This is a genomic window from Celeribacter sp., assembly GCF_048266405.1.
Lineage (GTDB): Bacteria > Pseudomonadota > Alphaproteobacteria > Rhodobacterales > Rhodobacteraceae > Celeribacter.
In genome coordinates this window covers 375,767-398,685 of the sequence record NZ_JBLWZO010000002.1, presented here as the reverse complement: position 1 = coordinate 398,685, position 22,919 = coordinate 375,767, and the positions used below count along the sequence as shown (strand labels likewise).

26 protein-coding genes are annotated in these 22,919 nt (G+C 54.0%); 10 read left to right on the top strand and 16 right to left on the bottom strand.

Translation table 11 applies throughout. The annotated features are described in order from the left end of the window. The first annotated feature begins 178 nt into the window (after positions 1 to 178). The 4 genes from ACN0TS_RS06755 (at position 179) to ACN0TS_RS06740 (ending at position 2,981) form a co-directional block, all read left to right on the top strand. On the top strand, positions 179 to 1,021 hold the full coding sequence (locus tag ACN0TS_RS06755) for a foldase protein PrsA (protein ID WP_417258573.1): 843 nt from the start codon (positions 179 to 181) through the stop codon (positions 1,019 to 1,021). A 27-nt stretch (positions 1,022 to 1,048) separates the two neighbouring features. After that, on the top strand, positions 1,049 to 2,296 hold the full coding sequence (gene argJ / locus ACN0TS_RS06750) for a bifunctional glutamate N-acetyltransferase/amino-acid acetyltransferase ArgJ (protein ID WP_417258572.1): 1,248 nt from the start codon (positions 1,049 to 1,051) through the stop codon (positions 2,294 to 2,296). Beyond that, positions 2,296 to 2,694 (top strand): 8-oxo-dGTP diphosphatase MutT, encoded by a 399-nt coding sequence (mutT, locus tag ACN0TS_RS06745; RefSeq protein WP_417258571.1) that lies wholly within the window; start codon positions 2,296 to 2,298, stop codon positions 2,692 to 2,694. The genes argJ and mutT overlap by 1 nt, the downstream gene beginning before the upstream one ends. Positions 2,695 to 2,840: 146 nt before the next feature. Further along, entirely contained in the window at positions 2,841 to 2,981 is a 141-nt protein-coding gene (locus ACN0TS_RS06740) for a hypothetical protein (protein ID WP_417258570.1), read from the top strand. A 75-nt stretch (positions 2,982 to 3,056) separates the two neighbouring features. On the opposite strand, the gene infB is transcribed toward ACN0TS_RS06740, so the two are convergent. From infB to pip, 5 genes are all read right to left on the bottom strand, one after another. Further along, positions 3,057 to 5,576, bottom strand: a complete 2,520-nt coding sequence (infB, locus tag ACN0TS_RS06735; protein WP_417258569.1) for a translation initiation factor IF-2 — start codon at positions 5,574 to 5,576, stop codon at positions 3,057 to 3,059. Beyond that, entirely contained in the window at positions 5,573 to 6,208 is a 636-nt protein-coding gene (locus tag ACN0TS_RS06730) for an RNA-binding protein (protein WP_417258568.1), read from the bottom strand. Before ACN0TS_RS06730 ends, infB begins: the two co-directional genes overlap by 4 nt. 26 nt (positions 6,209 to 6,234) lie before the next feature. Beyond that, on the bottom strand, positions 6,235 to 7,851 hold the full coding sequence (gene nusA / locus ACN0TS_RS06725; RefSeq protein WP_417258567.1) for a transcription termination factor NusA: 1,617 nt from the start codon (positions 7,849 to 7,851) through the stop codon (positions 6,235 to 6,237). 6 nt (positions 7,852 to 7,857) lie between these two features. Then, the gene (gene rimP, locus ACN0TS_RS06720; RefSeq protein WP_417258566.1) at positions 7,858 to 8,448 is read right to left on the bottom strand and encodes a ribosome maturation factor RimP; all 591 of its coding nucleotides are present in this window, start codon (positions 8,446 to 8,448) and stop codon (positions 7,858 to 7,860) included. 167 nt (positions 8,449 to 8,615) lie between these two features. Further along, positions 8,616 to 9,593: a prolyl aminopeptidase gene (pip, locus tag ACN0TS_RS06715; protein WP_417258565.1), complete on the bottom strand. Its 978-nt coding sequence runs from the start codon at positions 9,591 to 9,593 to the stop codon at positions 8,616 to 8,618. 67 nt (positions 9,594 to 9,660) lie between these two features. Here pip and ubiG point away from each other — a divergent pair, with 67 nt between their 5' ends. Next, a complete protein-coding gene (gene ubiG, locus ACN0TS_RS06710; protein ID WP_417258564.1) occupies positions 9,661 to 10,407 on the top strand; it encodes a bifunctional 2-polyprenyl-6-hydroxyphenol methylase/3-demethylubiquinol 3-O-methyltransferase UbiG in 747 nt (248 codons plus the stop codon). Positions 10,408 to 10,410: 3 nt separating this feature from the next. Here ubiG and ACN0TS_RS06705 read toward each other — a convergent pair whose 3' ends face one another. Genes ACN0TS_RS06705 through ACN0TS_RS06690 form a run of 4 tightly spaced genes read right to left on the bottom strand, consistent with a single transcriptional unit; the run spans position 10,411 to position 12,705 of the window. Next, positions 10,411 to 10,803 (bottom strand): MarR family winged helix-turn-helix transcriptional regulator, encoded by a 393-nt coding sequence (locus tag ACN0TS_RS06705; protein ID WP_417258740.1) that lies wholly within the window; start codon positions 10,801 to 10,803, stop codon positions 10,411 to 10,413. Positions 10,804 to 10,856: 53 nt separating this feature from the next. After that, the gene (locus ACN0TS_RS06700; RefSeq protein ID WP_417258563.1) at positions 10,857 to 11,693 is read right to left on the bottom strand and encodes a carbon-nitrogen hydrolase family protein; all 837 of its coding nucleotides are present in this window, start codon (positions 11,691 to 11,693) and stop codon (positions 10,857 to 10,859) included. A gap of 3 nt (positions 11,694 to 11,696) precedes the next feature. Further along, a complete protein-coding gene (gene grxC, locus ACN0TS_RS06695) occupies positions 11,697 to 11,954 on the bottom strand; it encodes a glutaredoxin 3 (protein ID WP_417258562.1) in 258 nt (85 codons plus the stop codon). A 37-nt stretch (positions 11,955 to 11,991) separates the two neighbouring features. After that, positions 11,992 to 12,705, bottom strand: a complete 714-nt coding sequence (locus ACN0TS_RS06690; RefSeq protein WP_417258561.1) for a ComF family protein — start codon at positions 12,703 to 12,705, stop codon at positions 11,992 to 11,994. 47 nt (positions 12,706 to 12,752) lie between these two features. Here ACN0TS_RS06690 and ACN0TS_RS06685 point away from each other — a divergent pair, with 47 nt between their 5' ends. Beyond that, positions 12,753 to 13,586 carry a methyltransferase domain-containing protein gene (locus ACN0TS_RS06685; RefSeq protein WP_417258560.1) on the top strand — a complete coding sequence of 278 codons (834 nt, stop codon included), beginning with the start codon at positions 12,753 to 12,755 and terminating at the stop codon, positions 13,584 to 13,586. Between the two features lie 58 nt (positions 13,587 to 13,644). Next, complete coding sequence (gene hemH, locus ACN0TS_RS06680) at positions 13,645 to 14,730, top strand: ferrochelatase (RefSeq protein ID WP_417258559.1); 1,086 nt, start codon at positions 13,645 to 13,647, stop codon at positions 14,728 to 14,730. Between the two features lie 78 nt (positions 14,731 to 14,808). On the opposite strand, the gene ACN0TS_RS06675 is transcribed toward hemH, so the two are convergent. Next, entirely contained in the window at positions 14,809 to 15,402 is a 594-nt protein-coding gene (locus ACN0TS_RS06675; RefSeq protein ID WP_417258558.1) for a L,D-transpeptidase, read from the bottom strand. Positions 15,403 to 15,564: 162 nt separating this feature from the next. Between ACN0TS_RS06675 and ACN0TS_RS06670 the strand changes: the two genes are divergently transcribed. After that, complete coding sequence (locus tag ACN0TS_RS06670) at positions 15,565 to 16,134, top strand: CAP domain-containing protein (RefSeq protein WP_417258557.1); 570 nt, start codon at positions 15,565 to 15,567, stop codon at positions 16,132 to 16,134. Between the two features lie 3 nt (positions 16,135 to 16,137). Here the strand turns inward: ACN0TS_RS06670 and ACN0TS_RS06665 are convergent, their stop codons facing one another. From ACN0TS_RS06665 to ACN0TS_RS06645, 5 genes are read right to left on the bottom strand one after another with little or no spacing between them, the layout of a single operon-like run. Then, on the bottom strand, positions 16,138 to 16,674 hold the full coding sequence (locus ACN0TS_RS06665) for a L,D-transpeptidase family protein (RefSeq protein WP_417258556.1): 537 nt from the start codon (positions 16,672 to 16,674) through the stop codon (positions 16,138 to 16,140). Positions 16,675 to 16,705: 31 nt separating this feature from the next. Further along, the gene (locus ACN0TS_RS06660) at positions 16,706 to 17,923 is read right to left on the bottom strand and encodes a class I SAM-dependent RNA methyltransferase (RefSeq protein WP_417258555.1); all 1,218 of its coding nucleotides are present in this window, start codon (positions 17,921 to 17,923) and stop codon (positions 16,706 to 16,708) included. Between the two features lies 1 nt (position 17,924). After that, positions 17,925 to 19,082 carry a CCA tRNA nucleotidyltransferase gene (locus ACN0TS_RS06655; protein ID WP_417258554.1) on the bottom strand — a complete coding sequence of 386 codons (1,158 nt, stop codon included), beginning with the start codon at positions 19,080 to 19,082 and terminating at the stop codon, positions 17,925 to 17,927. Then, positions 19,079 to 19,681: a CoA pyrophosphatase gene (locus tag ACN0TS_RS06650; RefSeq protein ID WP_417258553.1), complete on the bottom strand. Its 603-nt coding sequence runs from the start codon at positions 19,679 to 19,681 to the stop codon at positions 19,079 to 19,081. The genes ACN0TS_RS06655 and ACN0TS_RS06650 overlap by 4 nt, the downstream gene beginning before the upstream one ends. Then, entirely contained in the window at positions 19,665 to 20,663 is a 999-nt protein-coding gene (locus ACN0TS_RS06645) for an Hsp33 family molecular chaperone HslO (protein ID WP_417258552.1), read from the bottom strand. Before ACN0TS_RS06645 ends, ACN0TS_RS06650 begins: the two co-directional genes overlap by 17 nt. An 81-nt stretch (positions 20,664 to 20,744) precedes the next feature. On the opposite strand from ACN0TS_RS06645, the gene ACN0TS_RS06640 reads away from it, so the two are divergent. Further along, entirely contained in the window at positions 20,745 to 21,176 is a 432-nt protein-coding gene (locus tag ACN0TS_RS06640; RefSeq protein ID WP_417258551.1) for an NUDIX hydrolase, read from the top strand. Here the strand turns inward: ACN0TS_RS06640 and ACN0TS_RS06635 are convergent. Continuing rightward, positions 21,169 to 22,383 carry a PP2C family protein-serine/threonine phosphatase gene (locus ACN0TS_RS06635; RefSeq protein ID WP_417258550.1) on the bottom strand — a complete coding sequence of 405 codons (1,215 nt, stop codon included), beginning with the start codon at positions 22,381 to 22,383 and terminating at the stop codon, positions 21,169 to 21,171. The two genes, ACN0TS_RS06640 and ACN0TS_RS06635, sit on opposite strands and share 8 nt — an antisense overlap. Before the next feature lie 196 nt (positions 22,384 to 22,579). Between ACN0TS_RS06635 and ACN0TS_RS06630 the strand changes: the two genes are divergently transcribed. Beyond that, the gene (locus ACN0TS_RS06630) at positions 22,580 to 22,915 is read left to right on the top strand and encodes an Hpt domain-containing protein (protein ID WP_417258549.1); all 336 of its coding nucleotides are present in this window, start codon (positions 22,580 to 22,582) and stop codon (positions 22,913 to 22,915) included. The last annotated feature ends 4 nt before the right edge of the window (positions 22,916 to 22,919 follow it).

The following is a 22,919-nucleotide window of genomic DNA, read 5'->3' as shown; positions in this document are numbered from 1 at the left end:
TTTCTCCGCTCGATGCGTCCTAACAGGATCGTGTGAGAGGAGGGATTGCCCCGCTGCTCATCACCCCATAGAAACGGTCGCAACGGCTCCTCTTTATAGACCTTAAGCGATGTAAGGGGCCATTAGTGTAGTGTCAACGTTGCGCCCCGTTATGAACGGCCCCAGAAGGACAAATCAGATGAAGTACCGCCATTTTCTCGCTATTCTCGCCGTCTCCCAGACCGCATTGTTCTCAACACCCCTTCGCGCCGACGACATGTCGTCCGAAACCGTGGTCGCAACAGTCAATGGAGCGCAGATCACCATGGGCAATTTGATTGCTGCGCGCGGCACCCTTCCCGAACAATATCAGACCCTCGGCAGCGAGGAATTGTTCAACGGTATTCTTGAGCAAATGATCCAACAAGAAGTTCTGCGCCAAAGCGTTGGCGAACCTGACAAAGCGCTTCAGATCCAAATGGAGAACGAAACGCGCGCAATTTTTGCAGGGGCCGCACTCGAAAACATCGCCGAAAATGCCGTGACTGAAGATGCGATTGAAAATCGCTATAACGAGACCTACGCAAACGCAGAACCATCGCGTGAATACCGAGCTGCACACATTTTGGTCAAAACCGAAGAAGAAGCTCTCGCGCTCATTGACGAACTCAATGAAGGTGCTGATTTTGCTGATCTTGCGCGCCAGAAATCGACAGGTCCATCTGGTCCGAATGGCGGTGATTTGGGATGGTTTGGCAAAGGCATGATGGTCGCCCCGTTTGAAGAAGCCGTCGAAAAAATGGACGTGGACACAATCTCCGAACCCGTTCAGACGCAATTCGGTTGGCACGTCATCAAACTTGTGGAAACACGTCTTCAGGACATCCCCTCACTCGACGATGTACGCGAAGAAATCAAATCCCAACTGGCCGATGCAGCCCTGCGCGAGAGCGTAGAGCGCTTGGTCTCCGAAGCAACGGTTGAACGCGTGGATATCGCGGAAAAAGACGCCGTTAAGGACGACACCCTTCTGGCGGAGTGATCCGCAACACACCCAAGGATTACTGCCATGGCCAAAATCGAAACGGTCTCCCCACTCGCTCCAAAAGGCGGATTTCCCGACCTTCCTGTGATCGACGGTGTGCGCTTTGCCTCAGTTGAGGCGGGTGTGCGCTATTCTGGGCGCACTGACGTCATGCTCGCGGAATTGTGCGAAGGCTCCGCAATCGCAGGTGTTTTCACCCGTTCATCCACACGGTCCGCGGCCGTTCTTGATTGTCAGGAGAAGATCGACGGACACAGCGACGGTAAAGCCGCGATCCTCGTGAACTCGGGGAACTCCAACGCCTTTACGGGCAAAAGCGGTTTCGACGCGGTCGCGAAAATCACTCAGGCCGTGGCAGACGAATTGGGGATCGACGCGAACCGTGTTTTCACGTCTTCTACTGGAGTGATCGGTGAGCCCATCAAATGGGAACGGATCACCGCCAAAATCGCTGATCTGAAGTCCGCACTCGCGCCCGACACCATGGCCATGGCTGCGCACGCGATCATGACCACGGACACCTTCCCCAAGGGCTCAACCACCACGGTCGACCTCGACGGGACAACGATCAAAATCGCCGGTTTCGCCAAAGGTTCCGGCATGATTGCCCCTGATATGGCGACCATGTTGTCCTATATCTTCACTGACGCCTCGATCTCGCGCGATGTGCTGCAGCAGTGCCTCTGGCTCGACAACGCGAAGACCTTCAACTGTGTGACTGTCGATGGCGACACCTCCACCTCCGACACCGTGTTGGTGGCAGCGACGGGCAAGGCCGATATGACCCCGATCACCGATTTCGCCGATCCGCGGGTGCGCCCCTTCCGCGATGCGCTTCACGCCGTCATGAAAGACCTCGCAATCCAAATCGCGCGCGACGGTGAAGGCGCAACCAAGCTGATCGAAGTGCAAGTAACAGGTGCCAATGCAGATGGTCCTGCGCATCGCGTGGCGATGGCCATCGCAAATTCGCCGCTAGTGAAAACCGCAGTTGCGGGCGAAGACCCCAACTGGGGCCGTGTCGTTATGGCGGTGGGCAAATCCGGTGAACGCGCCGAACGCGACCGGCTCACGATCTGGTTCGGGGATATTCTGGTCGCCGAAAATGGGTGGGTCGCCCCGTCCTATACGGAGGAGGCCGGCGCCGCTTATATGAAGAACGACGAGATCGTCATTCGTGTGGACTTGGGGTTAGACAACGGGACTGCGACTGTCTGGTCCTGTGACCTCACCCACGGCTACATCTCCATCAACGCGGATTATCGGTCGTGATGAAAACTGTTCTGGTCTCCGCTGTCGCTCTTATTGATACCGACGGGCGCGTACTGTTGGCGCAACGCCCTGAAGGAAAGTCTATGGCTGGCCTGTGGGAATTTCCGGGTGGGAAAGTCGAAGCGGGGGAAACGCCGGAGGCCGCCTTGGTCCGAGAACTGCACGAAGAGTTGGGGATCGAGACATGGAATTCATGCCTCGCCCCGCTCACATTTGCATCTCATTCTTATGATGATTTCCACCTGCTGATGCCGCTGTTTGCCTGCCGAAAATGGAATGGCACTCCTCATCCCAAAGAGGGTCAGACATTAAAATGGGTACGCGCAAACGACCTCAGATCCTACCCGATGCCTGCGGCAGACGTGCCTCTCATCCCAATTTTGCGCGACTGGCTATAGCCTGCTTTGCCCCAGAAAGTCTGCATTTTGAAGGTGCCGAACAATTTGTGCACAATATTTGAGCGAAAATTTCCTGAGTTCGCTCTTTTTGTTGATGATTTATTAACAATGGTTGCTAAAATGCCCCCACGCAAGGGGGATGAAAAATGCTAAAATCGATCACAATTGGTAGTTATATTTCTGTTCAAGGCTTGTTTGTTCGTGACACCGCCAACGGCAATATTGTCGTTCGCGTGGGCGACCGCACCTTTGAGGGCAAGCCAATCTCGTCTACCAAGACGAGCTGATACACCTCACATTCGCACAGAAAAAAGGGCCGATGCATTTGCACCGGCCCTTTTCTAATGGTCATCAAAATCGAATTAGTCGAGATTACGCTCGACCTCTTCGCGTTCAAATATCTCGATAACGTCGTTCGGACGAATGTCGTCATAGGCTTCAAACGCCATACCACATTCCTGACCCGACTGGACCTCTTTGACTTCGTCTTTGAAACGCTTGAGCGTCTTGAGTGTACCTTCGTGGATCACCACATCGTCGCGGAGCAAGCGCACACCAGCCTCGCGTCGTGCGACGCCTTCGGTGACGATACAACCGGCAACTCTGCCGACGTTGGACACTTTAAAGACCTCTTTGATCTGCGCATAACCAATGAAATTCTCGCGAACTTCGGCAGAGAGCAGACCAGACGCCGCAGCTTTCACATCATCCACCAGATCGTAGATGATGGAATAATAACGAATTTCCACACCCTTCTGGTTGGCGGTGCTACGTGCTTGCGCATTGGCACGAACGTTAAAGCCGATCACAGGTGCGCCGGACGCCTCAGCAAGGCTGATGTCACTCTCCGTAATCGCACCCACACCGTAGTGAAGCACACGGACACGAACTTCATCGTTGCCGATTTTCTCCATCGCCTGAACGATTGCCTCAGCCGACCCTTGAACGTCAGCTTTGACCAAGATCGGAAGCTCCGCCACGGTTTGGTCGGCTTTTGCTTTCGCAAGTAGCTGATCAAGAGTGGTTGCCGCACCGACAGCCGCACGTTTGTCTTTGGCAGCCTGTTCACGATATTCGGAAATCTCGCGAGCCTGCGCCTCTGTTTCAACCACGTTGAGAACGTCACCAGCTTCTGGTGTGCCGTTGAGGCCAAGAACCTCAACAGGAACAGATGGCCCTGCTTCTTCGACGCGATCACCTTTGTCGTTCACAAGCGCACGGACCTTACCCCACTGCTCGCCAACAACAAAAATGTCACCACGTTTGAGTGTCCCGTTCTGAACAAGAACCGTAGCAACAGGGCCACGTCCCACATCAAGTTGAGCCTCGATGACAGCACCTTCGGCAACGCGATTTGGATTGGCTTTAAGCTCAAGAATTTCCGCCTGAAGCGCGATGGCTTCAAGAAGTTGATCAAGACCTTTGCCCGTTTTCGCGGAGACTTCGACATCCTGAACATCACCAGACATCGCCTCAACCACAACTTCGTGCTGAAGCAATTCAGTGCGTACCTTGTTCGGGTCTGCATCTGGTTTGTCGCATTTATTGATCGCAACGATCATAGGGACGCCCGCCGCTTTCGCGTGGTTAATCGCCTCAATCGTCTGCGGCATAACAGAGTCATCCGCAGCAACAACGAGCACAACAATATCTGTCACCTGTGCACCACGAGAGCGCATGGAGGTAAAGGCCGCGTGGCCCGGTGTGTCGAGGAATGACAGAACCGCACCACCATCAGTCACGACCTGATAGGCACCGATGTGCTGTGTAATGCCACCCGCTTCACCAGATGTAACACTCGCATTACGAATGGAATCGAGCAGCGATGTCTTACCGTGGTCAACGTGACCCATAATGGTAATGACAGGAGGACGCGGAAGAAGATCTTTTTCATCGTCAACGATCTTCGTAATCACGTCTTCCACATCACTGTCCGACACGCGGACAATCTTGTGGCCAAATTCTTCGATGATCAGCTCGGCTGTATCGGCATCAATGGGTTGGTTCTGTGTAACCATCATACCCATTTTCATGAGCGACTTCACAACGTCAGAAACGCGCTCAGCCATACGGTTGGCAAGTTCGGAAACAATGATCGTCTCAGGAACCTGAACATCGCGCACAACCTTTTCACGTGGCTCGTTGGAGCCCATCGCTTTTTGACGCATACGATCTTGCTTACGCTTCATCGCGGCCATTGAGCGCTGACGACCACCTTCGCCGCCGGTCAAAGCCTGATTAACGGTCAGCTTGCCAGAACGACGGCTGTCCGCATCACCTTTGCCGCGCGTATTGCGGTTTGGCTCTTCGCGTTCACGCGCACGCGGCGCTGCCGCAGCTCCGCGACCAGGGCGCTCGCCCTGCTTTTGGATAGCTGCTTGCGCAGCTGCAGGATCATCGGGGATCTCTGCCTTTTTCTGAGGTTTGGCAGCAGCACGCGTACGCTCTGCCTCCGCTTCGCGCTTGGCGCGAGCCTCTTCCTCTTCTTTAGCCTTGAGTGCAGCTTCGCGTTCAGCCTCCTCGCGAGCCTTTTCATCGGCCTCTTTGCGGCGGCGTCCACGCTCTTCTTCGCGGGCCTTCTCTTCGGCAGCGCGGCGCGCAGCATCCTCGGCTTCCTTAGCTTTCGCCAAGGAGAGGGCTTTCATCCGACGCTCCATCTCGGTGTCGGAAATACCAGCGGGCCGCCGTGCGGGATCGCTTTTCATGGGCTTGTTACCCGGGGCTGCACTTGCAGGCTTTGGAACACCCGGTTTGGGCACCACGACACGCTTACGCTTGGTCTCCACTACAACACTCTTTGTCCGCCCGTGGGAGAAGCTTTGCTTCACCGAACCAGGACCGCCACGAATGCCAAGGGGTTTTTTACCGTCTGAATCGCTCATTTTGTCGTCTTACCCTTCCCGGCGGAGCGCTCTCCACCGTCTGTCTCGCGCACACCCTTCAGGCGTTCAGCGTCTTCAACAATTCGTTTGCTGAGTCCGCCGCCTGCGAGCGCGCCATGTATCACACTTTCGCGGCCGAAAGCCAAACCCAATTCGGCACTAGTCAACAGACCGAACCATCGCCCCCCTTCAGGGGTCTTGAGTTTACCTTTTCCACGTTCTGAACCGTCGGATGCCTGCAAAAGAACCTTTGCATGCTCGTCGGTCAGCCAATTCTTTACCTTTTCGAATCCACATACTGCCTGCCCTGCCTTTCGGGCAAGGGAGATCAAATGCACGACTCGATCTGCAAGGCCTCTCTCGATCAGATCGACATAGCCGTCAGGTATCGTCACATCCTGTCGCGCAGCCTTGGCAAAGAGCCGTTTATTCACAGCCTCTTCCAGAATCGCACGATCAGAGGTTGCCCAAATTCCACGGCCTGGGAGTTTCTCCGCCAGATCAGGAACCAAGGTGCCATCGGGGCCAACCACAAAACGGATCAGACCCTGACGCGGTTGCGCCTCGCGCGACACGATACAGCGCCGCTCATCGTCTTCCATTTTATTTTTAGGTTGGCCGCCTCTGGTCATACTTTACCCTTCTCGATGGCCTGCACTCAAGCCTCCGAACCTTCTTCTGTCTCTGCCGCATCGTCATCAGTCGCCGTTTCCAAATCGGCAGGATCAACCCAACCCAATTGAATACGTGCCGTCATGACAAACGTCTGAGCATCTTCAAGAGACACGTCGAACTTCTCAAGAACGCCTTCGTCCTTAACCCGTTCGCCATTCACGGTTGTCCAACCGCCTGCAAGCTCCCAGTCCGCACAGGTCGCGAAATCTTCAAGCGACTTCACACCGTCATTGGCAAGAGCTTCGATCATCTGCGGCGTGAGCCCTTCAAATCCAACCAAGCTGTCTTCGACACCCAATTCGCGGGCGTTTTCAAGCGCTTTACGGTTCGCCGCCTCAAGCACATCACGGGCACGGGCCTGCAATTCGCTTGCGGTATCAGCGTCAACACCATCAATCACAAGAAGCTCGTCCACTTCGACATAAGCCACTTCTTCGAGGTTGGTGAACCCTTCGGACACAAGCAGCTGTGCAAAGAACTCGTCGAGATCGAGATTATCCATGAACAACTTCGTACGTTCGGCAAACTCGGCCTGACGACGGGCTGATTCTTCGGCTTCCGTGAGGATGTCGATATCAAGGTTGGTCAGCTGCGAGGCAAGACGCACGTTTTGGCCGCGACGACCAATGGCGAGCGAAAGCTGCTCATCGGGCACAACCACTTCGATTTTACCTGCATCCTCATCGAGAACCACTTTGGTCACTTCGGCAGGCTGCAATGCGTTCACGAGGAAGGTCGGCTGATCGTCATTCCAAGGAATGATGTCGATCTTTTCACCCTGAAGCTCGTTCACAACGGCCTGAACACGCGAACCGCGCATACCAACACATGCACCGACAGGGTCAATGGAACCGTCATAGGAAATCACGGCGATTTTTGCGCGCGACCCTGGATCACGGGCTACGGCCTTGATCTCGATGATGCCATCATAGATTTCTGGCACTTCCATTTTGAACAATTCGGCCATGAATTCAGGCGCAGTCCGCGACAGGAAAACCTGTGGGCCGCGCGTCTCACGGCGCACATCCTTGATGAAGCAACGAATGCGGTCATTCGGGCGATATGCCTCGCGACCGATCTTTTCGTTGCGACGCAAAATACCTTCGCCACGACCTACATCAACAATGACGTTGCCGTATTCTTCGCGCTTCACAACACCATTGATGATGGTGCCGACACGATCTTTGAATTCTTCATACTGGCGGTCACGCTCAGCTTCGCGAACCTTCTGCAAAATCACCTGCTTTGCAGACTGCGCGGCGATACGGCCAAGCTCCACAGGCGGGATTTCTTCGGAAAGAACATCACCAACCGAGGGGTCGGACATGTATTGTTTGGCCTGCTCGACAGTCAGCTCAGCTTGGTAGTTCTCAAGCTCGTCGTCCTCAACAACCGTGCGCACACGGGTGAAGGTCGCTTTGCCCGTCTTGCGGTCGATAGACACATGAATATCCATCTCGGAGCCGTAACGCGACTTTGCAGCACGCGCGAGACTCTCCTCCATCGCTTCCACAACGACGTTGGGGTCGATCATCTTTTCGCGGGCCACGGCCTCGGCGGTTTGCAAAAGCTCAAGCTGGTTTGCGGAGGTGATTGCCATATCTACTTAATCCTCTTTGGAACCGTCTTCGGTTTGGATTTCGTCAAAATTAGTTTCGTCAATTGCGCCTGCATCTTTGCGCTGGCGTAGCATTTCGCGGATCAACTCGTCGGTCAGCACAAGTTTGGCATCCGACAGCCAATCAAATTTCAGTCCAATGGTGACCTCTTCGCCATTCTCTTCAATGGTTAGAAGAACGTCCTCATTCTCAACACCCGCAAGCACGCCCTTAAAGCGGCGGCGACCATCAATCATTTCAGTCGTTTCGATCTTAACTTCGTAGCCTTCAAATGCTGCGAAGTCTTTCAAGCGTGTCAGAGGACGGTCAATCCCAGGGGAGGACACTTCGAGTGTGTACTCATCTTCAATAGGGTCTTCGACGTCGAGAACCGCAGACACTGCTGTAGAAATCTGGGCGCATTCATCCACTTCGATCCCGCCATCAGGGCGCTGCGCCATGATTTGCAGTGTTTTCGATTTCGTCGATGACATCAAGCGCACGCGCACAAGTTCGAACCCCATTCCCTCAAGGACGGGTATGACAATCTCAGCTAAACGGCGATCAATCGCAGCTTTCGCAATCAGGTCGGAATGCATGCTCTTGAACCTTTCGCTAGTGTTTCGGTTATGATCCGCGCCCTCTGATATGAAAGCACAAAAAAACGGGCGCGCGGCCCGTCGAAGAAGTCCGGTGGAGCTTCGGTGAGACACCGACGCGCCGCTGTTACAGGCCATATAGCTGTCAAACCGTGAGTCTGCAAGCCCTATCGCACAGGGCGCGCCAAACCATCCATAACCTGAACCAATGCACGTGTGATGTCTGGCTCTGACAGCGCATGTCCCGATTGCCCAATCATCGTCAAACGCGCTCTCGGCCAGACCTTTTGCAACTTGTAGGCCGAAACGGGCGGACAGATCATGTCGAACCGCCCCTGCACTATAGTACCTGCCACATCCGCAAGCCGGTCCGCATTTTTCAATAACTGCCCATCTTCATCGAAAAAGGCCTTATGTGTAAAATAGTGGTTCTCAAGCCGCGCAAAGGCTCGCGCGAATTCCGCAGGCGGCTCTCCTGCAACCCCGTTAGACCCAATCGAGGCCAAGGCATTCTCCCAAACCGACCACGCGCGCGCAAAGGTGATTTCTTCTGCACGATCTCCCGAAAACAGACGTTTATTATATGCAGCGATACAATCGTCTCGCTCTGCCTCAGGCACCAAAGCCACAAATTCCGCCCAGAGTTCGGGCCAGAACAAACCTGCACCGCCGCCATAAAACCAATCAAGTTCCTCTTGCGTCGCTAAAAACACGCCACGCAAAACCAAATGCAAAGCGCGATCTGGATGCGTTTGCGCATAGGCCAAGGCAAGTGTTGCCCCCCAACTGCCGCCAAATACAATCCAACGATCAATTCCAAAGTGGCGTCGGATGGTTTCGATATCGTCGATCAGATGCCATGTCGTATTCGCCTCGACCGAGGCAAATGGACGCGACCGCCCGCATCCGCGCTGATCGAATAGAATGACACGATAGAGCTCGGGATTAAAAAACCGACGCATATAGGGACTGCATCCCCCTCCAGGGCCGCCATGCAACACCACCACGGGAATACCGTCCGGATTTCCGCACTCTTCGACATAAATCTCATGCCCGTCTCCAACATCCAACATCATGTGGTCATTTGGGACGATTTGTGGGTAGAGATAGCTATATGCGCTCTTTTGGCCTGAGACCTTGTTCATGGAAGTCCTATATAGAGCTAAACGTTGCTGCGCGTAGTGGCGCAAGTTGACCATGAAGGAAAGGATCATGCAAATGCATCAGTCCACAATCGACCCCCAAGAGGTCGCAAAATTTGAAGCAATGGCCGCCGAATGGTGGGATCCCAATGGCAAATTCAAGCCGCTTCACATGCTCAACCCCACACGTCTTGATTATATCACGTCACAAATCGCTGCCGAATTCGGGCGCGACCTGTCGCAAGACAAGCCCTTTGAAGGACTTCGCCTGCTCGACATTGGCTGCGGTGGCGGCTTGTTATCCGAACCAATGGCACGCCTTGGGGCGACTGTTGTGGGCGCGGATGCAGCCGAACGTAACATTCCAGTAGCGCAGGTTCACGCCGAACAAGCAGGCCTCGACATTGATTACCGCCTCACCACAGCGGAAGATTTGGCGGCAGCGGGTGAGCAATTTGATGTCGTGTTGAATATGGAAGTGGTCGAACACGTGGCCGACCCCCAAAACTACCTGAATGCGTGCCAAACCCTGCTCAAACCGGGTGGGTTGATGATTTGCTCCACGATCAACCGCAATCCAAAATCCTTCATGGTTGCCATCGTCGGCGCCGAGTTTGTGATGCGGTGGCTGCCCAAGGGCACGCATGAATGGAAAAAGTTCATTACGCCAGACGAACTGTTTGCGCTGATCGAAACAGCGGGCCTGCGCCCAGTTGATCGCAAAGGGTTTGTGTTCAACCCCGCGCTTTGGAAGTGGTCGCTGTCTGATCGCGACCTGTCGGTAAATTACGTCACAGCGTCCGTCAAACCCGACTAACGCCTAGTTTTCATCTTCGAGGCGCACACGCATTTCGCGCAACACAGGCAAGGCACTTTTGACCTTGTCGTGCCCAATTGCCTCGACCACATCGGTCAAGATAGGTGCAATCGCCGCCAAAGCCGCATCACGAGCCGCGCGCCCTGAGGGTGAAATCGACACAAATTTTCGGCGGGCATCATCCCAATCAGGGCGGACATGAATGTGGCCCGCCCATTCCAATTTGTTGAGCGTATTGGTCATGGCCCCGCGTGTCAGATGAAAAGCGCGCGCAAGCTGTGCAGGGGATTTTTCATCTCCAGTACGCGCAAGATGGTTGAGTACAGAAAAATGGCTGATCTCCATACCTCGCGGCAATGCCTTGGTCAGACGATTACGCGCCAACTGATCCGCCATAAAAATCTCGGAAAACAGTGCAACAGCCAGAGAATCTTTGGTCACATTTTCACTCAACGTGGCACCTCTAACGTCTGGTCATGCGTCAACGACGGAATGCGAGATCTTGCATCATGGACGGCTGAGAGATCGAAATCCACAAATCCAACCCCAACCTCTGTCCCGCCATCGAACAGTACCTCACCCCAAGGCGAAACAGCAAGAGAATGACCGTAAGTTTGCCGTTTTGTTGTATTTTTTTCGCGGTGCGCCCCTGTTTGTGCCGGAGCGAACACAAATGACCCCGTTTCGATGGCCCGCGCCCTCAACAAGACCTCCCAATGAGCAGCCCCCGTAACAGCCGAAAACGCCGAAGGAACGGTCAAAATGTCGGCACCCGCTTGGGCCAAAGAGCGATACAGATAGGCAAACCGCACATCGTAACAAATACTCAAACCAATTGAGCCCAGAGGTGTGTGGGCCAGAACCGCCCGATTTCCGGGCCTGTATCCTGCCGACTCGCGATAGCTCTCGGAGGCGCTCACAGACACGTCAAACATATGGGCCTTGTCATATTTCGCGACGACCTCTCCCTCGGGTGAGATCAGAAAAGACCGATTAGCAAACCGCCCATCCGGATCACTGGTTCTAAGTGCCAATGATCCAATCAAGACCCAAACTCTGCGCAATTTGGCAAATTCGCGAATAGCCGCAAGTGTTCGGTCGTCGGCCTCCAGTTGCAAAACCGCTCTTTGATGTGTGCGATCCGTCGAGATGCAATTCGTTACCTCAGGCGTCAGGATAATATCCGCGCCGCCATCCGCCGCTTCAGTCAAGAACGATAAGGTTTCCGCGAGATTGGAAACGGGATCGTCACTTGAGTTTAGGGTAATGAGCGCGGCGCGTGTCACAGATCAACCCGCCAAAAGAGCGTCGAGCTTGCCCGCACGTTCCATTGCGTGAAGTTCATCACAGCCACCAACATGAGTGTCGCCAATAAAAATTTGCGGAACAGTGTGGCGCCCAGATGCCTTTTGCATCATTTCCGCACGACGTGACGGATCACGCATCACGTCAATATCCGTGTAGGTGACGCCTTTGCTGTCCAATAGTCGCTTGGCTGCGATACAAAATGGGCAAATGGGTGTGGTGTAGAGCGTGACGGGTTGCATTGAATAATCCTTGTGCTTTTAGGCGGACTATAAGGATTCAACGCTCACTGGCAACGCGTGCAAGCACCACTACATCAACTCGTGATGCGCCGGCATCCAGACACGCACTCGCACAGGCATCCAAAGTCGCACCTGTGGTCAACACATCGTCGATCAACACAACAGGTCGACCCCTTATGGATACTCTGTGTTTTGGCGTAATCTCAATGGCGTTTTCCACAACCTCCCGACGAGCTTGCGCGCTTAAGCCATCCAGACTTCTGGTCCGCCGTGTCCGCGTCAAAAGGTTACAGACATGCGACGCTCCTGTCCGTTTAGATACCTCATGCGACAATAATAGCGATTGATTATACCTGCGCCGTAAAAGCCGTAACCAATGTAGGGGGACAGGCGCAATCAGGGTCTCTTTGGTGATTAGTTGCGCCGCAGACTTCGCCACCCATGACCCCAAAACGGGCGCGAGATCGGTGCGATCTCCGTGCTTTAGACTCAAAACCAACGACCGGCCGACACCCGCATATTGCATCACAGCCCGCCCTTTGGACCAAGCACGTGGTACTACAAGACAATCGTCACACAAATCTCCTTCACGCGCCTCGCCCATCAACGGTCGTCCACACAGATCACACGGATGGTCGATGATAAAATCCGTCTGCGCCCAACACGTCGGGCAAAGCCCGTGCTCCGCATCAATGTAGACATCACAGTTCAGACATTGTGGCGGGTAGAGAAGTGTCGCGAGTGTTTTCATTTCCGCTTCCGTTTCTTAAGGTGCGCGAAACCCTCAAAGGACACGACATGGCCCCTCAACCGCCCCTCATCAATCGCGAGACGCTAGACCTGCATCGCCGCCGTGCGGAACGCGCTGAAGGGGACTTCTTTCTTCACGAAGAGGCCCGCCTTGAAGTCCAAGATCGCCTCGACATGGTTAATAAATCGTTTCGTGATATTGCAGTGGTCACAGGCTTTCCTGAACTTTGGAAAACGTGGTTTCCCGAAGCAACCGTGGTTGAGGACACGGATACACTCGCGTTGCCAGAAGGGCGCTTTGATCTCGTTATTCATGCAATGGCGCTGCACTGGGCCAATGACCCCGTTGGACAATTGATCCAATGCAACCGCGCCCTACGTCCAGACGGTTTGATGCTCGCCGTCTTCCTCGGGGACGAAACCTTGAAAGAACTGCGCAGCAGTCTAGCCGAAGCAGAGATCGCTCTCACGGATGGTCTCTCTCCTCGCGTTCTTCCAATGGGCGAAATCCGTGACTTGGGTGGCCTGTTGCAACGCGCGTCTTTTGCTCTTCCTGTTGCGGATAAAGTTGTCAGAAAGGCGAGCTATGAGACCCTAAACAAGCTCATGCGTGATCTGCGCAACATGGGTGAGACGGCCGCCCTCACACAGGGCACCCGCACATTTACCCCGAAATCCTTGTTCGATTTGACCGAGCGCATTTACCGCGGCAACTTTGCTGAGGATAATCGCCTCATCGCAACGTTTGATCTGGTCTGCCTCACGGGTTGGGCGCCCGATGAAAGCCAACCCAAACCCTTACGACCTGGAAGTGCAACGACGCGACTTGCCGACGCTCTTGGCACAAATGAGCTTAAACTGCCCGAAAACGGGCACCGTTGATATTGACCACGCGCGGGAACGCTCTAAGCCTAAAGAACAAAGATATGGAAGGAACCCCATGGGAAAGATGAAGCCGACGCGGATCAATATGAACGCGCCCGATGCGACATGCCCCGCGCATGCGCAAGCAGACCACCCGCGGATTCCAAAGGAAAAAATCGGCGTGCTGCTGGCCAACCTCGGCACGCCCGATGCCACAGACTATTGGTCGATGCGCCGTTACCTCAACGAATTCCTGTCCGACTCACGCGTCATCGACTACCCGAAGTGGAAATGGCAGCCCATTTTGCAAGGTATCGTCTTGACCTTTCGCCCGTCAAAATCTGGCGCGGCATATCGGTCGATCTGGAACGAGGAGGCAAATGAAAGCCCCCTAATGACGATCACAAAAGACCAGACAAGAGCCATCTCAAAACAGCTCAAGTCAAAGTATGGCGATAACGTTATGGTGGATTTCTGTATGCGCTACGGCAATCCCTCGACCAAATCCAAGGTCGCAAATATGGTCGCCCAAGGTTGTACGAAAATTTTGTTTTTCCCGCTCTACCCACAATACGCGGGCGCGACAATTGCCACCGCCAATGACCAGTTTTTCCGCGCCTTGATGGAAGAAAACTGGCAACCCGCCTCGCGCACCGTCCCGCCGTATTTTGATGAGCCGGCGTATATCGATGCCCTCGCGGCCTCGGTCGAGAGTGCCTATGCGGACGCCGCGCGCAAACCCGACATTCTGATCTGTTCCTACCACGGCCTACCCGAACGCTACCTCAAAGAGGGCGGTGATCCATACCATTGCCAGTGTCACAAAACCACGCGCTTGCTCAAAGAGCGGTTAGGGTGGGATGACACGCAAATCATGACCACCTTCCAATCGAAGTTCGGCCCCGAAGACTGGCTACAGCCCTACACGGTCGAGGAAGTGGCGCGACAAGCAAAAGCAGGCAACAAGAGTATTGCCGTATGCGCGCCTGCATTCTCTGCCGATTGCATCGAAACACTCGAAGAGATCAATGAAGAGATCAAAGAAAGTTTCGAGGAGGCGGGTGGTGAGAATTTTCTATACATTCCATGCCTCAACGACGATCCCGCCCACATTGATGCGCTCGTCCATGTGATTGAGAAAAACCTTGCCGGCTGGGTCTAACAAGACACCAAAGCAGCTCCAAAAGAAAAGGCGGCCCCGCATAGGGCCGCCTTTTCAATTTCAGAATAAAGTCCCATTTTAAATCAACAGAACCTGCGTCCCTCTTTTGGCCAAGCCAAACAGTTCCGCGATATGCTCATTGTATAGGCCGATACAGCCATTCGACGACCGACGACCAATTTTGCGCGTGTCGTGAGTTCCGTGAATGCGGTAATACTGCCAACTCAAATACAAAGCGTGTGTCCCAAGTGGGTTGTTTGGGCCAGGACCGACAAAAGCAGGCCATTCAGGGTTACGCTTGCGCATGGAAGGCGTTGGAGCCCAACTCGGACCTTCAACTTTGCGGATAACTTCCGTTCGGCCAAGGCGCGTCAAATCTTCGGACATTGGAACGGAGGTTGGATAAAGTTTGTAGATCGTTTCTTCTTCATTCCAATAATGAAGCGCCCGCGATGTGGTATCGACAAGAATTGCCCCATTACGCAAAGAGTTGAAATAGGGGTGCCAATCAAGAGACCGGAAGCTGGAGATATTGCGGCGTACCGACTCGGACAAATCACGTTCGACTTCGGTGGTGTTTTCAGATTGCGCAAACGCAGGAGCCGCCAAACTAGCCGCGCCCGCTGCCAAAAAGGCGCGGCGTCCAATGGTATTGTGAGGCGTTTTCGACATTTTGGCCGTCCATAATTATTTAAACCTACTCTCTCCTATATATGGCGCGATTGCCTCAGTCGCAATTCAAACAATCGCGAGAGGCGAAATCACGCGAACGCCATTTGATCCATCCCGAAAAACACGCTAGTTGGGCACTGAACAGAATTTGGAGTGTCTAATATGACGCGGATTTTTGCCATCTTGATGATTTTTGCACTCGGCCTGACGGCATGTGCCGCCCCACCTGAGCAACTTGGGCCTGATGGGAAACCCTTGCCACGCGTGTACCGAATCGCCAAACGCGACGAAGCAAAGATCGAATATCGTATGCTCGATTCTATCAATGCGCTGCGCACAGCTGCGGGCCGCAACACGATTGAGCTGAATGCCAACCTCAATGCTGCTGCCGCAACACACTCCCGCGATATGCAAGTTCAAAACCGCCCTTGGCATTTCGGATCTGACGGATCATCCCCCATTACCCGCGTCGCACGCGCAGGCTATCCGGGCATGATGCTTGGCGAAAACATCTCTGAGACCTATGAAACAGAGCTTGAAACCTTGTCTGCCTGGATGGAGCAACCCGACACCCGTGATATCATTCTCGATCGTCGGGCAACAGATATGGGCTTTGCTTGGTACCAAGAAAGCAATGGGAAGCTCTGGTGGACACTCATCATGGGTGGCCGTTCGGGCGGCGCTTCAAACGAAGTGAAACTCGCCAACGACATCACCCTCACCGTCGAGTGACGGTTAGGGATAAATGTCGATCTGGGTACCGAGCGGAACCATCATATAAATTTCTTCGATGTGGCGATCCTTGACGGCAATACAGCCCGCCGTCCAATCGCGACCTTTCCCCCAATTTTTACGAGCACGGCCGTGGATAAAAATATCCCCGCCGGCTCGTTTTCCGTGGGCAGCCGCATAGGCAACATCCTGTTCATTCGGGTAGGAAATTCCAAGCGACAGGTGGAATGACGAATCGGGGTTCCGCTTGTCGATGATGTAGCTGCCTTCGGGCGTTTTGCCGTCCCCCTCGAACCGCTTAGGTCCAGCAGGCGCCGATCCCAACCCGACTTTATAATCTTTCACTACCTTTTCGCCGCTCAAAAGATAAAGACGGCGGCGGCTTTTGTGCAATACAACGCGCGTGATCTCTGGCCCCGTATAGGGCTTTAGCTCGCGCGAAAAGCCAACACTCGGAACACTCGCGATCCCGGCAAGGCAATAGATAAAATGACGTCGGTGCATGCTCGTGCCCTTATTTTGTTTTGGCAGCTGATACACCAATCTCTCAAATCCACAAAGACAATGTTGATCACATTCGGGCGAACCGCGCGGCAATCTCAACATGTGCCGACCACCGGAATTGATCCACCACCTCAAGCCAATCCAACACAAACCCTGCGTCGATCAAAACCCGCGCATCACGCGCAAATGTCACAGGGTTACACGAGACAAATCCGATCACACGCGTATCACTCTGCGCCAACTCAGCCGTTTGGGCAGCAGCCCCTGCCCGTGGCGGGTCCATGACAACCGCTTCAAACTTGGCCAATTCATCTTTCAGAAGCGGACGGCGGAACAGATCGCGCGTTTCTGTTGTCACAACCTTGAGGCCTCGCGCCTCGCGCCACCCCGCGTCCAACGCCTCCATCATCGCGTCCACATCTTCAACGGCATGCACGCGCGCATGCTCTGCCAAAGGCAAGGTAAACGTCCCGCATCCCGCAAAAAGATCGACAACAGATTTTGCAGGCCCGACCGCACGACGCATAGCATCGACCAACACAGCTTCGCCGTGAGACGTTGCCTGTAAAAACGCACCCGCAGGCGGCACGACCTTTGCCGACCCGAAAAGCTGATAAGGCGACCCATTTTGGGCAATGACTTCGCCATGCCACACCAAACGAATAAACCCTGAATTAGGCACGAAACTCGCCAATTGTGATCTAAAATCAAGATCAAGCTCTTTGCCATTCTCGACAGAGACATCCAAACCGCCCGCCACATCCGTTACCGTCAGGGTCATTTGACCACGGCGTGTCGCCCCAAGAACAACAAGCGCCCGCAGCGTTTCAAACCTATCCATGATGTTTGGCGACATGAGTTTGCAGTCTGGAATGTCGTAAAGGATATCACTCGCCCGACCAAACAGACCCAACGTGGCTCCGTTTTTCGTCCGCTTCCCGTGAAAAACAGCGCGACGGCGTGACCTTGCAGGCGAGGTATGAATAGCGGAGATTTCCACCGAGATATCATGATGCTTGAGCGCCGTTGCCACGACATCCCGCTTCCACTGCGCCACGAAATCGTCGGAGGCGTGCTGCAAGGAACAACCGCCGCAGACGTTATAGTGGCGGCACGGTGCCTTCACCCGATTGTCCGATGGCGTCAAAATGCGCGGCTTGGCAATGCGACCATCGACAACAGTGCCTTCGATCACCTCACCCGGCAATGTTTGAGGCACGAATATGGGCCCCTCGGCGATGCCGTCCCCTTGGTGCCCAAGGCGTTCGATTGTGAGTTGCACCACGTCAGCTATCCCCTAAATAGTCCGAAAGAAGCTCAGATTTCGAAACATCAAATCGAGCATTAATCCATCTTTGCTCCATCTCTCGCAGAGCCCGACCAAGTGCAGGGCCTTCGATTGATGCAGGTAAGTCCCGCGCCTTTACAGGGAATGTGGCAGTCGATCCACGCTCAACCGCCAACTGCCACCCCTCAGGCAAAGCTGTTTCAAACAAGGCAGACCGAAGGTAGACAGCAGCCTTGGCAATCGGACCGCCGTGACGATAGGCCAGACTTTCGATTGTTTCACTTGATCCCATCGCGATCCGCAACAGGTCCAATTTCGCCGCCTGTTTCTTTGACAATCGCAGGCGCTCGGACACGTCCTCCCCCCCCATCGCAGCAAGGCGCATGATAGGATCAGGGTCGGCCTCCAGCGCCGAAAGCGCGAAAACCGTTTTACATCCCCCACCCGGCAAGAGGCGCGCCAAAACGCCCGATTGCTCCATAGCTCCCAGCGCCGTTTCAGGATGCGGGGCGCTCAACAATTTCAAAAACTCGGCTCCGACCCGTTCACGCGACAAGCCATCCAACCCATCCACATGCGCCGCACAGGCCGCCAGCCCCTCTGCATCCAATCCTTCTGTGTCATCGCCATACCATGCGTGAAAACGGAAAAACCGCAGGATACGCAGATAATCTTCGCGAATACGGGTATCTGGGTCATCAATGAATCGAACATAACGGCGCTCAAGGTCAGGCAGGCCCCCGACAGGGTCATAAATCACCCCTGCGGCATCGCAATACAAAGCGTTCATGGTGAAGTCGCGCCGAAAGGCATCCTCCGCCATCATGTCAGAAAACTGGACAACCGCCCGCCGACCATCTGTCTCGACATCCTTGCGGAATGTGGTGATCTCGAAAGGTTCACCATCCAGCACCGCCGTAACTGTGCCGTGATCGATTCCCGTTGGCACAACCTTTATGCCCGCGGCTTCAAAAATAGAGGTCACTTGATCCGGTCGCGCAGAGGTCGAAATATCAATATCGGATACAGGCGCCCCAAGCACGGTATTTCGAACCGTTCCGCCGACCACATAGGCCTCAAACCCTGCATCGGTTAGAGTCGACAAAATTCGTTGCGTATTTGGCGCGGACAGCCACGGAGCATTCAATGTCTTCACTGTGACGCCCTTTCCGCAAGTCCCCGAAGAACACGCGCGGTCGCGCCCCAAATGTAGTAAGGGCCATAAGGGACAGTGTAATAGGCCCGCATGGTTCCACGCCACATGCGCTGCTCAATGCGAAAATTATCGGGGTCCAAAACCACATCAGCTGGGACTTCAAACAACTCAGCGACTTCACCCACCTCACAAACAGCGTCGAAATCATCTCTAATCCGGCCAAGGATCGGCACCATCGAATATTGGCTCACTGTTTCATGCGGCGGCAATTGGCCTAGAACCTCGACGTTATCAGCAGTCAGGCCAATCTCTTCGTGTGCTTCGCGCAGCGCTGTCGCGATGACATCAGGGTCGCCTTCGTCCATACGTCCACCGGGAAAGGCAATCTGCCCGGGATGGTGTTTAAGATGAGAGGCCCGCTTGGTCAGGATCAAGTTCAGACCCGTAGGCCGCTCGATAAAGGAGACTAAGACACCAGCAGTACGCAACTGCGATGCAGAAAACCGCTCCGCATTCGGGTTGAGATCGAAGTCAGAGGTCTGTGGGCCCCCAACCTCAATCCCACGCATAAGGCGTTTGATGTCAATCGCCACTGCCATCTGCTGCGTCCTTCGCCTCAAACCCCAACGTCGCAGGATCCAAGACATAATGCGCGCCACAGAACTGGCAGTCAGCAGTGACATCGCCGTTTTCTGTGGTCATATGAGTGAGGTCTTTTGCAGAATAGATCGACAGGCTTTGACGCACGCGGTCCTCCGAGCAACTACACCCGAACCGGACGGGTTGCGCATCGAACACGCGTGGTTGATCCTCGTGGAACAGGCGCACCAACAAATCAGTTGGTGGAACGCTTGGCCCGATCAACTCAAGATCATCCACAGAATCGAGCAGGATATTCGCACGGTTCCAGTTTTCCTCATCATCACCGTCGAGCAAATCCGATGCAGAAACCAAGACAGGGTCTTCACCCTCCGCAGGCTTCATCAACGGCGATGCTTTGGGCATTTTCTGCAACATCACACCGCCCGCACGCCACAACTCACTTTCTCCGGACAACTGGGACTTCCCAAAGGAAACCGAGAAGCGAGTTGGCAATTGCTCCGATTGTGCAAAATAGGTCTCTGCACAGGCGGAAATCGACTCACCCGCAAGCGGAGTGATCCCTTGGTAGGGCGTCGATCCCTGCCCTTGGTCGATCAGAATGGCAAAATACCCCTTCCCGACGAGATCCTCAAACGTTGACGCTGTTTGTAATTTCTCTTTATCGAAAGATGCATAAGCGCGCATCGTTGCGGGCTCGCCCTCAGACTTGGGTGCAATGAAATCGGTAGCGACAAGACGCGCGGCCCCGTTGCCACGGATCTGCAGTGACAACTTCCAACGCAGCTTGATCGTTTGACCGATCATCGCCGTCAAAAGCGCCATTTCGGCCACAAGAGCTTCGATTTTGTCAGGATAGTCATGTTGCTCAAGAATTTTTTCGAGCACACCATCGAGGCGCGCAACGCGTCCGCGGACATCAGAAGCATCAAGTTGAAATGGGAGGATCGTATCATCCCATGCGATTTTGGAACCGAGCATTTAGGCTTTCCCTGAGTTGAGAGGGTTGGCATACCTTTTTCAAGCTAATCCCACAAGTTCATCGAGGGGCTCAAGGCAGACATGAGAAAATATGGCGATCCACAAAAGTCCGGCGTGCGATACACACGGCGTCCCGGAGCTTATGCGCTGCTCCCGTTAAATGGGAAGTTGCTCGTCACCTATCAAGGAGGCAGCCAAAACGAATTTCAACTGCCTGGTGGTGGGATTGATCCCGGAGAATCACCCATTGCTGCTTTGCATCGCGAAGTTTGGGAAGAAACAGGATGGCGCATTGCGCGGCCGCGATTTGTTGGTCGGTTCCGTCGCTATGCCTATTTGCCCGAATACGACATGTGGGCGGAGAAAATCTGCCTGATCTATACGGCCCGCCCCGTCCGCAAACTATGTGATCCTATCGAAAACAGCCATACGGCCCACTGGATTACGCCAGAACATGCCGCAACGGCTTTGGGCAACGCGGGCGACCGCGCTTTTGTTGCCTCGATTATTTAGGGTCGAATTCCACCATCAGCGCGGAGACATCATCATCAAAATCCTGATCTCTGCTAAACGCACTGACATCCCATAGAAATGTGTCGAAAAACGCATTTCCGCTTTGATCGCGAAGATTCTCCACAATCGCTTTCAACCCATGCTCCTCAAGCATCTCGCCATCAGGGTTCATACATTCCGTAACACCATCGGAATAGAGAATAACGCGCTGCCTCGGTTTCAATACTATTCTCACATCTTCAAAGGTAGCGTCAGGAATAAGTCCAACAGGCAATCCGCCCTCACCGAAAAATTCGGCTGAACCGTCCTCGTTTTGCAGTAACGGATGCGGATGGCCCGCTTGGGTAACGACCAACTCGCCCGATAAAAAATCAAAATGCCCTAGTGTCATCGTGAAATAGAGGTCCGTCTCCATCTCCTCCAACATCAGCTTGTTAAGAGCTGCAGCGACTTTTGCGGGACTGATAGCGACACCCGACCCATTCTCAGCGCGGTCTATCGCAATGTTCTGCTCTGGTGTAGAGCCGCTAAAATACGCAGCCAATCGAGCCGTCATCAACGCCGACGCCACGCCATGCCCCGACACATCGAGCGAGAACAAACCGAAACTCGTTTCCGTAATTGGATAGAATCCGACGAGGTCGCCACCGACATGACCACTCGGTTTCAACATCAACGAAACCTGCGCATTTCCGAAATCGCGATACCGCTCACGGATCAACGACTGCTGAAGACGTTGCGCCTCAATTAAATCCTTATCAAGAGAGTCATACAGGTCCGACATTTCCTGAAACGTTTTGGAGACGAGCCTGTTTTTCTCCATCAATTCGCGCTCCATCTTCAGGATACGCTCCCCCGCGCGAATGCGTGCCAATAGCTCATCACTCGACACTGGTTTTGAAAGAAAGTCATCAGCGCCGACATCCAGACCTTCGGCAATCTCCGCTTTATCAGATTTCGATGTGACGAGGATAAAATACCCGTAATGTTCACGATCCAGCTCGCGAAACACGCGCAAGAAATCAAGCCCCGTGACCTCGGGCATAACCCAGTCAGAAATGACCAAATCAATCTCTTCGTTCTGACAAATTTCTATCGCGGCGGCGCCGGACCCTGCCTCGACAACCTCATAGCCCCATCGCCTCAAATGCGAGGAAAGAATTTTTCGCTGCGCCATTGAGTCATCAACAACGAGAACGCGATTCACCACGCCTCGTTCAGGGGCTGCCTGCAAAACTTTATTTTGGGGTTGGACAAGCGCCACACGGTTTTCCTTATCGAATTTAATCGACCTTCGCGGATCAGCCTTAAAGCTCCCTTAAACTTAAAATTGTTTGCTTCTCTCTCATTCGCTTACTGGATCGAAACTATTTCGTGACCAAATGCCTCCAATTGGAGACAGCATGATCAACATATCCAGCCTGAAAACACTCGAGAATGAAATCGGCTCCGAAGATTTCATGGAAGTCGCGGCCCTATTCCTGTCTGAAATGGACGAGGCGCTTGAAAAACTTCCCCAGATTAAAGATGCCCCCGCGATGGGGGATACCCTGCATTTTCTGAAAGGCGCATCACTTAATCTGGGCCTAACGGAATTCTCCGAACTTTGTATTTCCGGAGAACACCACGCCAAGTTAGGTCAGATCGACGCCATTGATTCCGCCAAAATTATCAAAGTCTATACCGCATCGCGTCACTGTCTGACCGACTACCTCAACGGCATAGGCAACACGGACTAAGGCA

Bases quoted from the DNA above. Each gene is read 5' to 3' on its own strand.
- ACN0TS_RS06755 (WP_417258573.1), top strand. From the start codon at position 179: ATGAAGTACCGCCATTTTCTCGCTATTCTCGCCGTCTCCCAGACCGCA.
- argJ (WP_417258572.1), top strand. From the start codon at position 1,049: ATGGCCAAAATCGAAACGGTCTCCCCACTCGCTCCAAAAGGCGGATTT.
- mutT (WP_417258571.1), top strand. From the start codon at position 2,296: ATGAAAACTGTTCTGGTCTCCGCTGTCGCTCTTATTGATACCGACGGG.
- ACN0TS_RS06740 (WP_417258570.1), top strand. From the start codon at position 2,841: ATGCTAAAATCGATCACAATTGGTAGTTATATTTCTGTTCAAGGCTTG.
- infB (WP_417258569.1), bottom strand. From the start codon at position 5,576: ATGAGCGATTCAGACGGTAAAAAACCCCTTGGCATTCGTGGCGGTCCT.
- ACN0TS_RS06730 (WP_417258568.1), bottom strand. From the start codon at position 6,208: ATGACCAGAGGCGGCCAACCTAAAAATAAAATGGAAGACGATGAGCGG.
- nusA (WP_417258567.1), bottom strand. From the start codon at position 7,851: ATGGCAATCACCTCCGCAAACCAGCTTGAGCTTTTGCAAACCGCCGAG.
- rimP (WP_417258566.1), bottom strand. From the start codon at position 8,448: ATGCATTCCGACCTGATTGCGAAAGCTGCGATTGATCGCCGTTTAGCT.
- pip (WP_417258565.1), bottom strand. From the start codon at position 9,593: ATGAACAAGGTCTCAGGCCAAAAGAGCGCATATAGCTATCTCTACCCA.
- ubiG (WP_417258564.1), top strand. From the start codon at position 9,661: ATGCAAATGCATCAGTCCACAATCGACCCCCAAGAGGTCGCAAAATTT.
- ACN0TS_RS06705 (WP_417258740.1), bottom strand. From the start codon at position 10,803: ATGGCGGATCAGTTGGCGCGTAATCGTCTGACCAAGGCATTGCCGCGA.
- grxC (WP_417258562.1), bottom strand. From the start codon at position 11,954: ATGCAACCCGTCACGCTCTACACCACACCCATTTGCCCATTTTGTATC.
- ACN0TS_RS06690 (WP_417258561.1), bottom strand. From the start codon at position 12,705: ATGAAAACACTCGCGACACTTCTCTACCCGCCACAATGTCTGAACTGT.
- ACN0TS_RS06685 (WP_417258560.1), top strand. From the start codon at position 12,753: ATGGCCCCTCAACCGCCCCTCATCAATCGCGAGACGCTAGACCTGCAT.
- hemH (WP_417258559.1), top strand. From the start codon at position 13,645: ATGGGAAAGATGAAGCCGACGCGGATCAATATGAACGCGCCCGATGCG.
- ACN0TS_RS06675 (WP_417258558.1), bottom strand. From the start codon at position 15,402: ATGTCGAAAACGCCTCACAATACCATTGGACGCCGCGCCTTTTTGGCA.
- ACN0TS_RS06670 (WP_417258557.1), top strand. From the start codon at position 15,565: ATGACGCGGATTTTTGCCATCTTGATGATTTTTGCACTCGGCCTGACG.
- ACN0TS_RS06650 (WP_417258553.1), bottom strand. From the start codon at position 19,681: ATGGCAGTGGCGATTGACATCAAACGCCTTATGCGTGGGATTGAGGTT.
- ACN0TS_RS06645 (WP_417258552.1), bottom strand. From the start codon at position 20,663: ATGCTCGGTTCCAAAATCGCATGGGATGATACGATCCTCCCATTTCAA.
- ACN0TS_RS06640 (WP_417258551.1), top strand. From the start codon at position 20,745: ATGAGAAAATATGGCGATCCACAAAAGTCCGGCGTGCGATACACACGG.
- ACN0TS_RS06630 (WP_417258549.1), top strand. From the start codon at position 22,580: ATGATCAACATATCCAGCCTGAAAACACTCGAGAATGAAATCGGCTCC.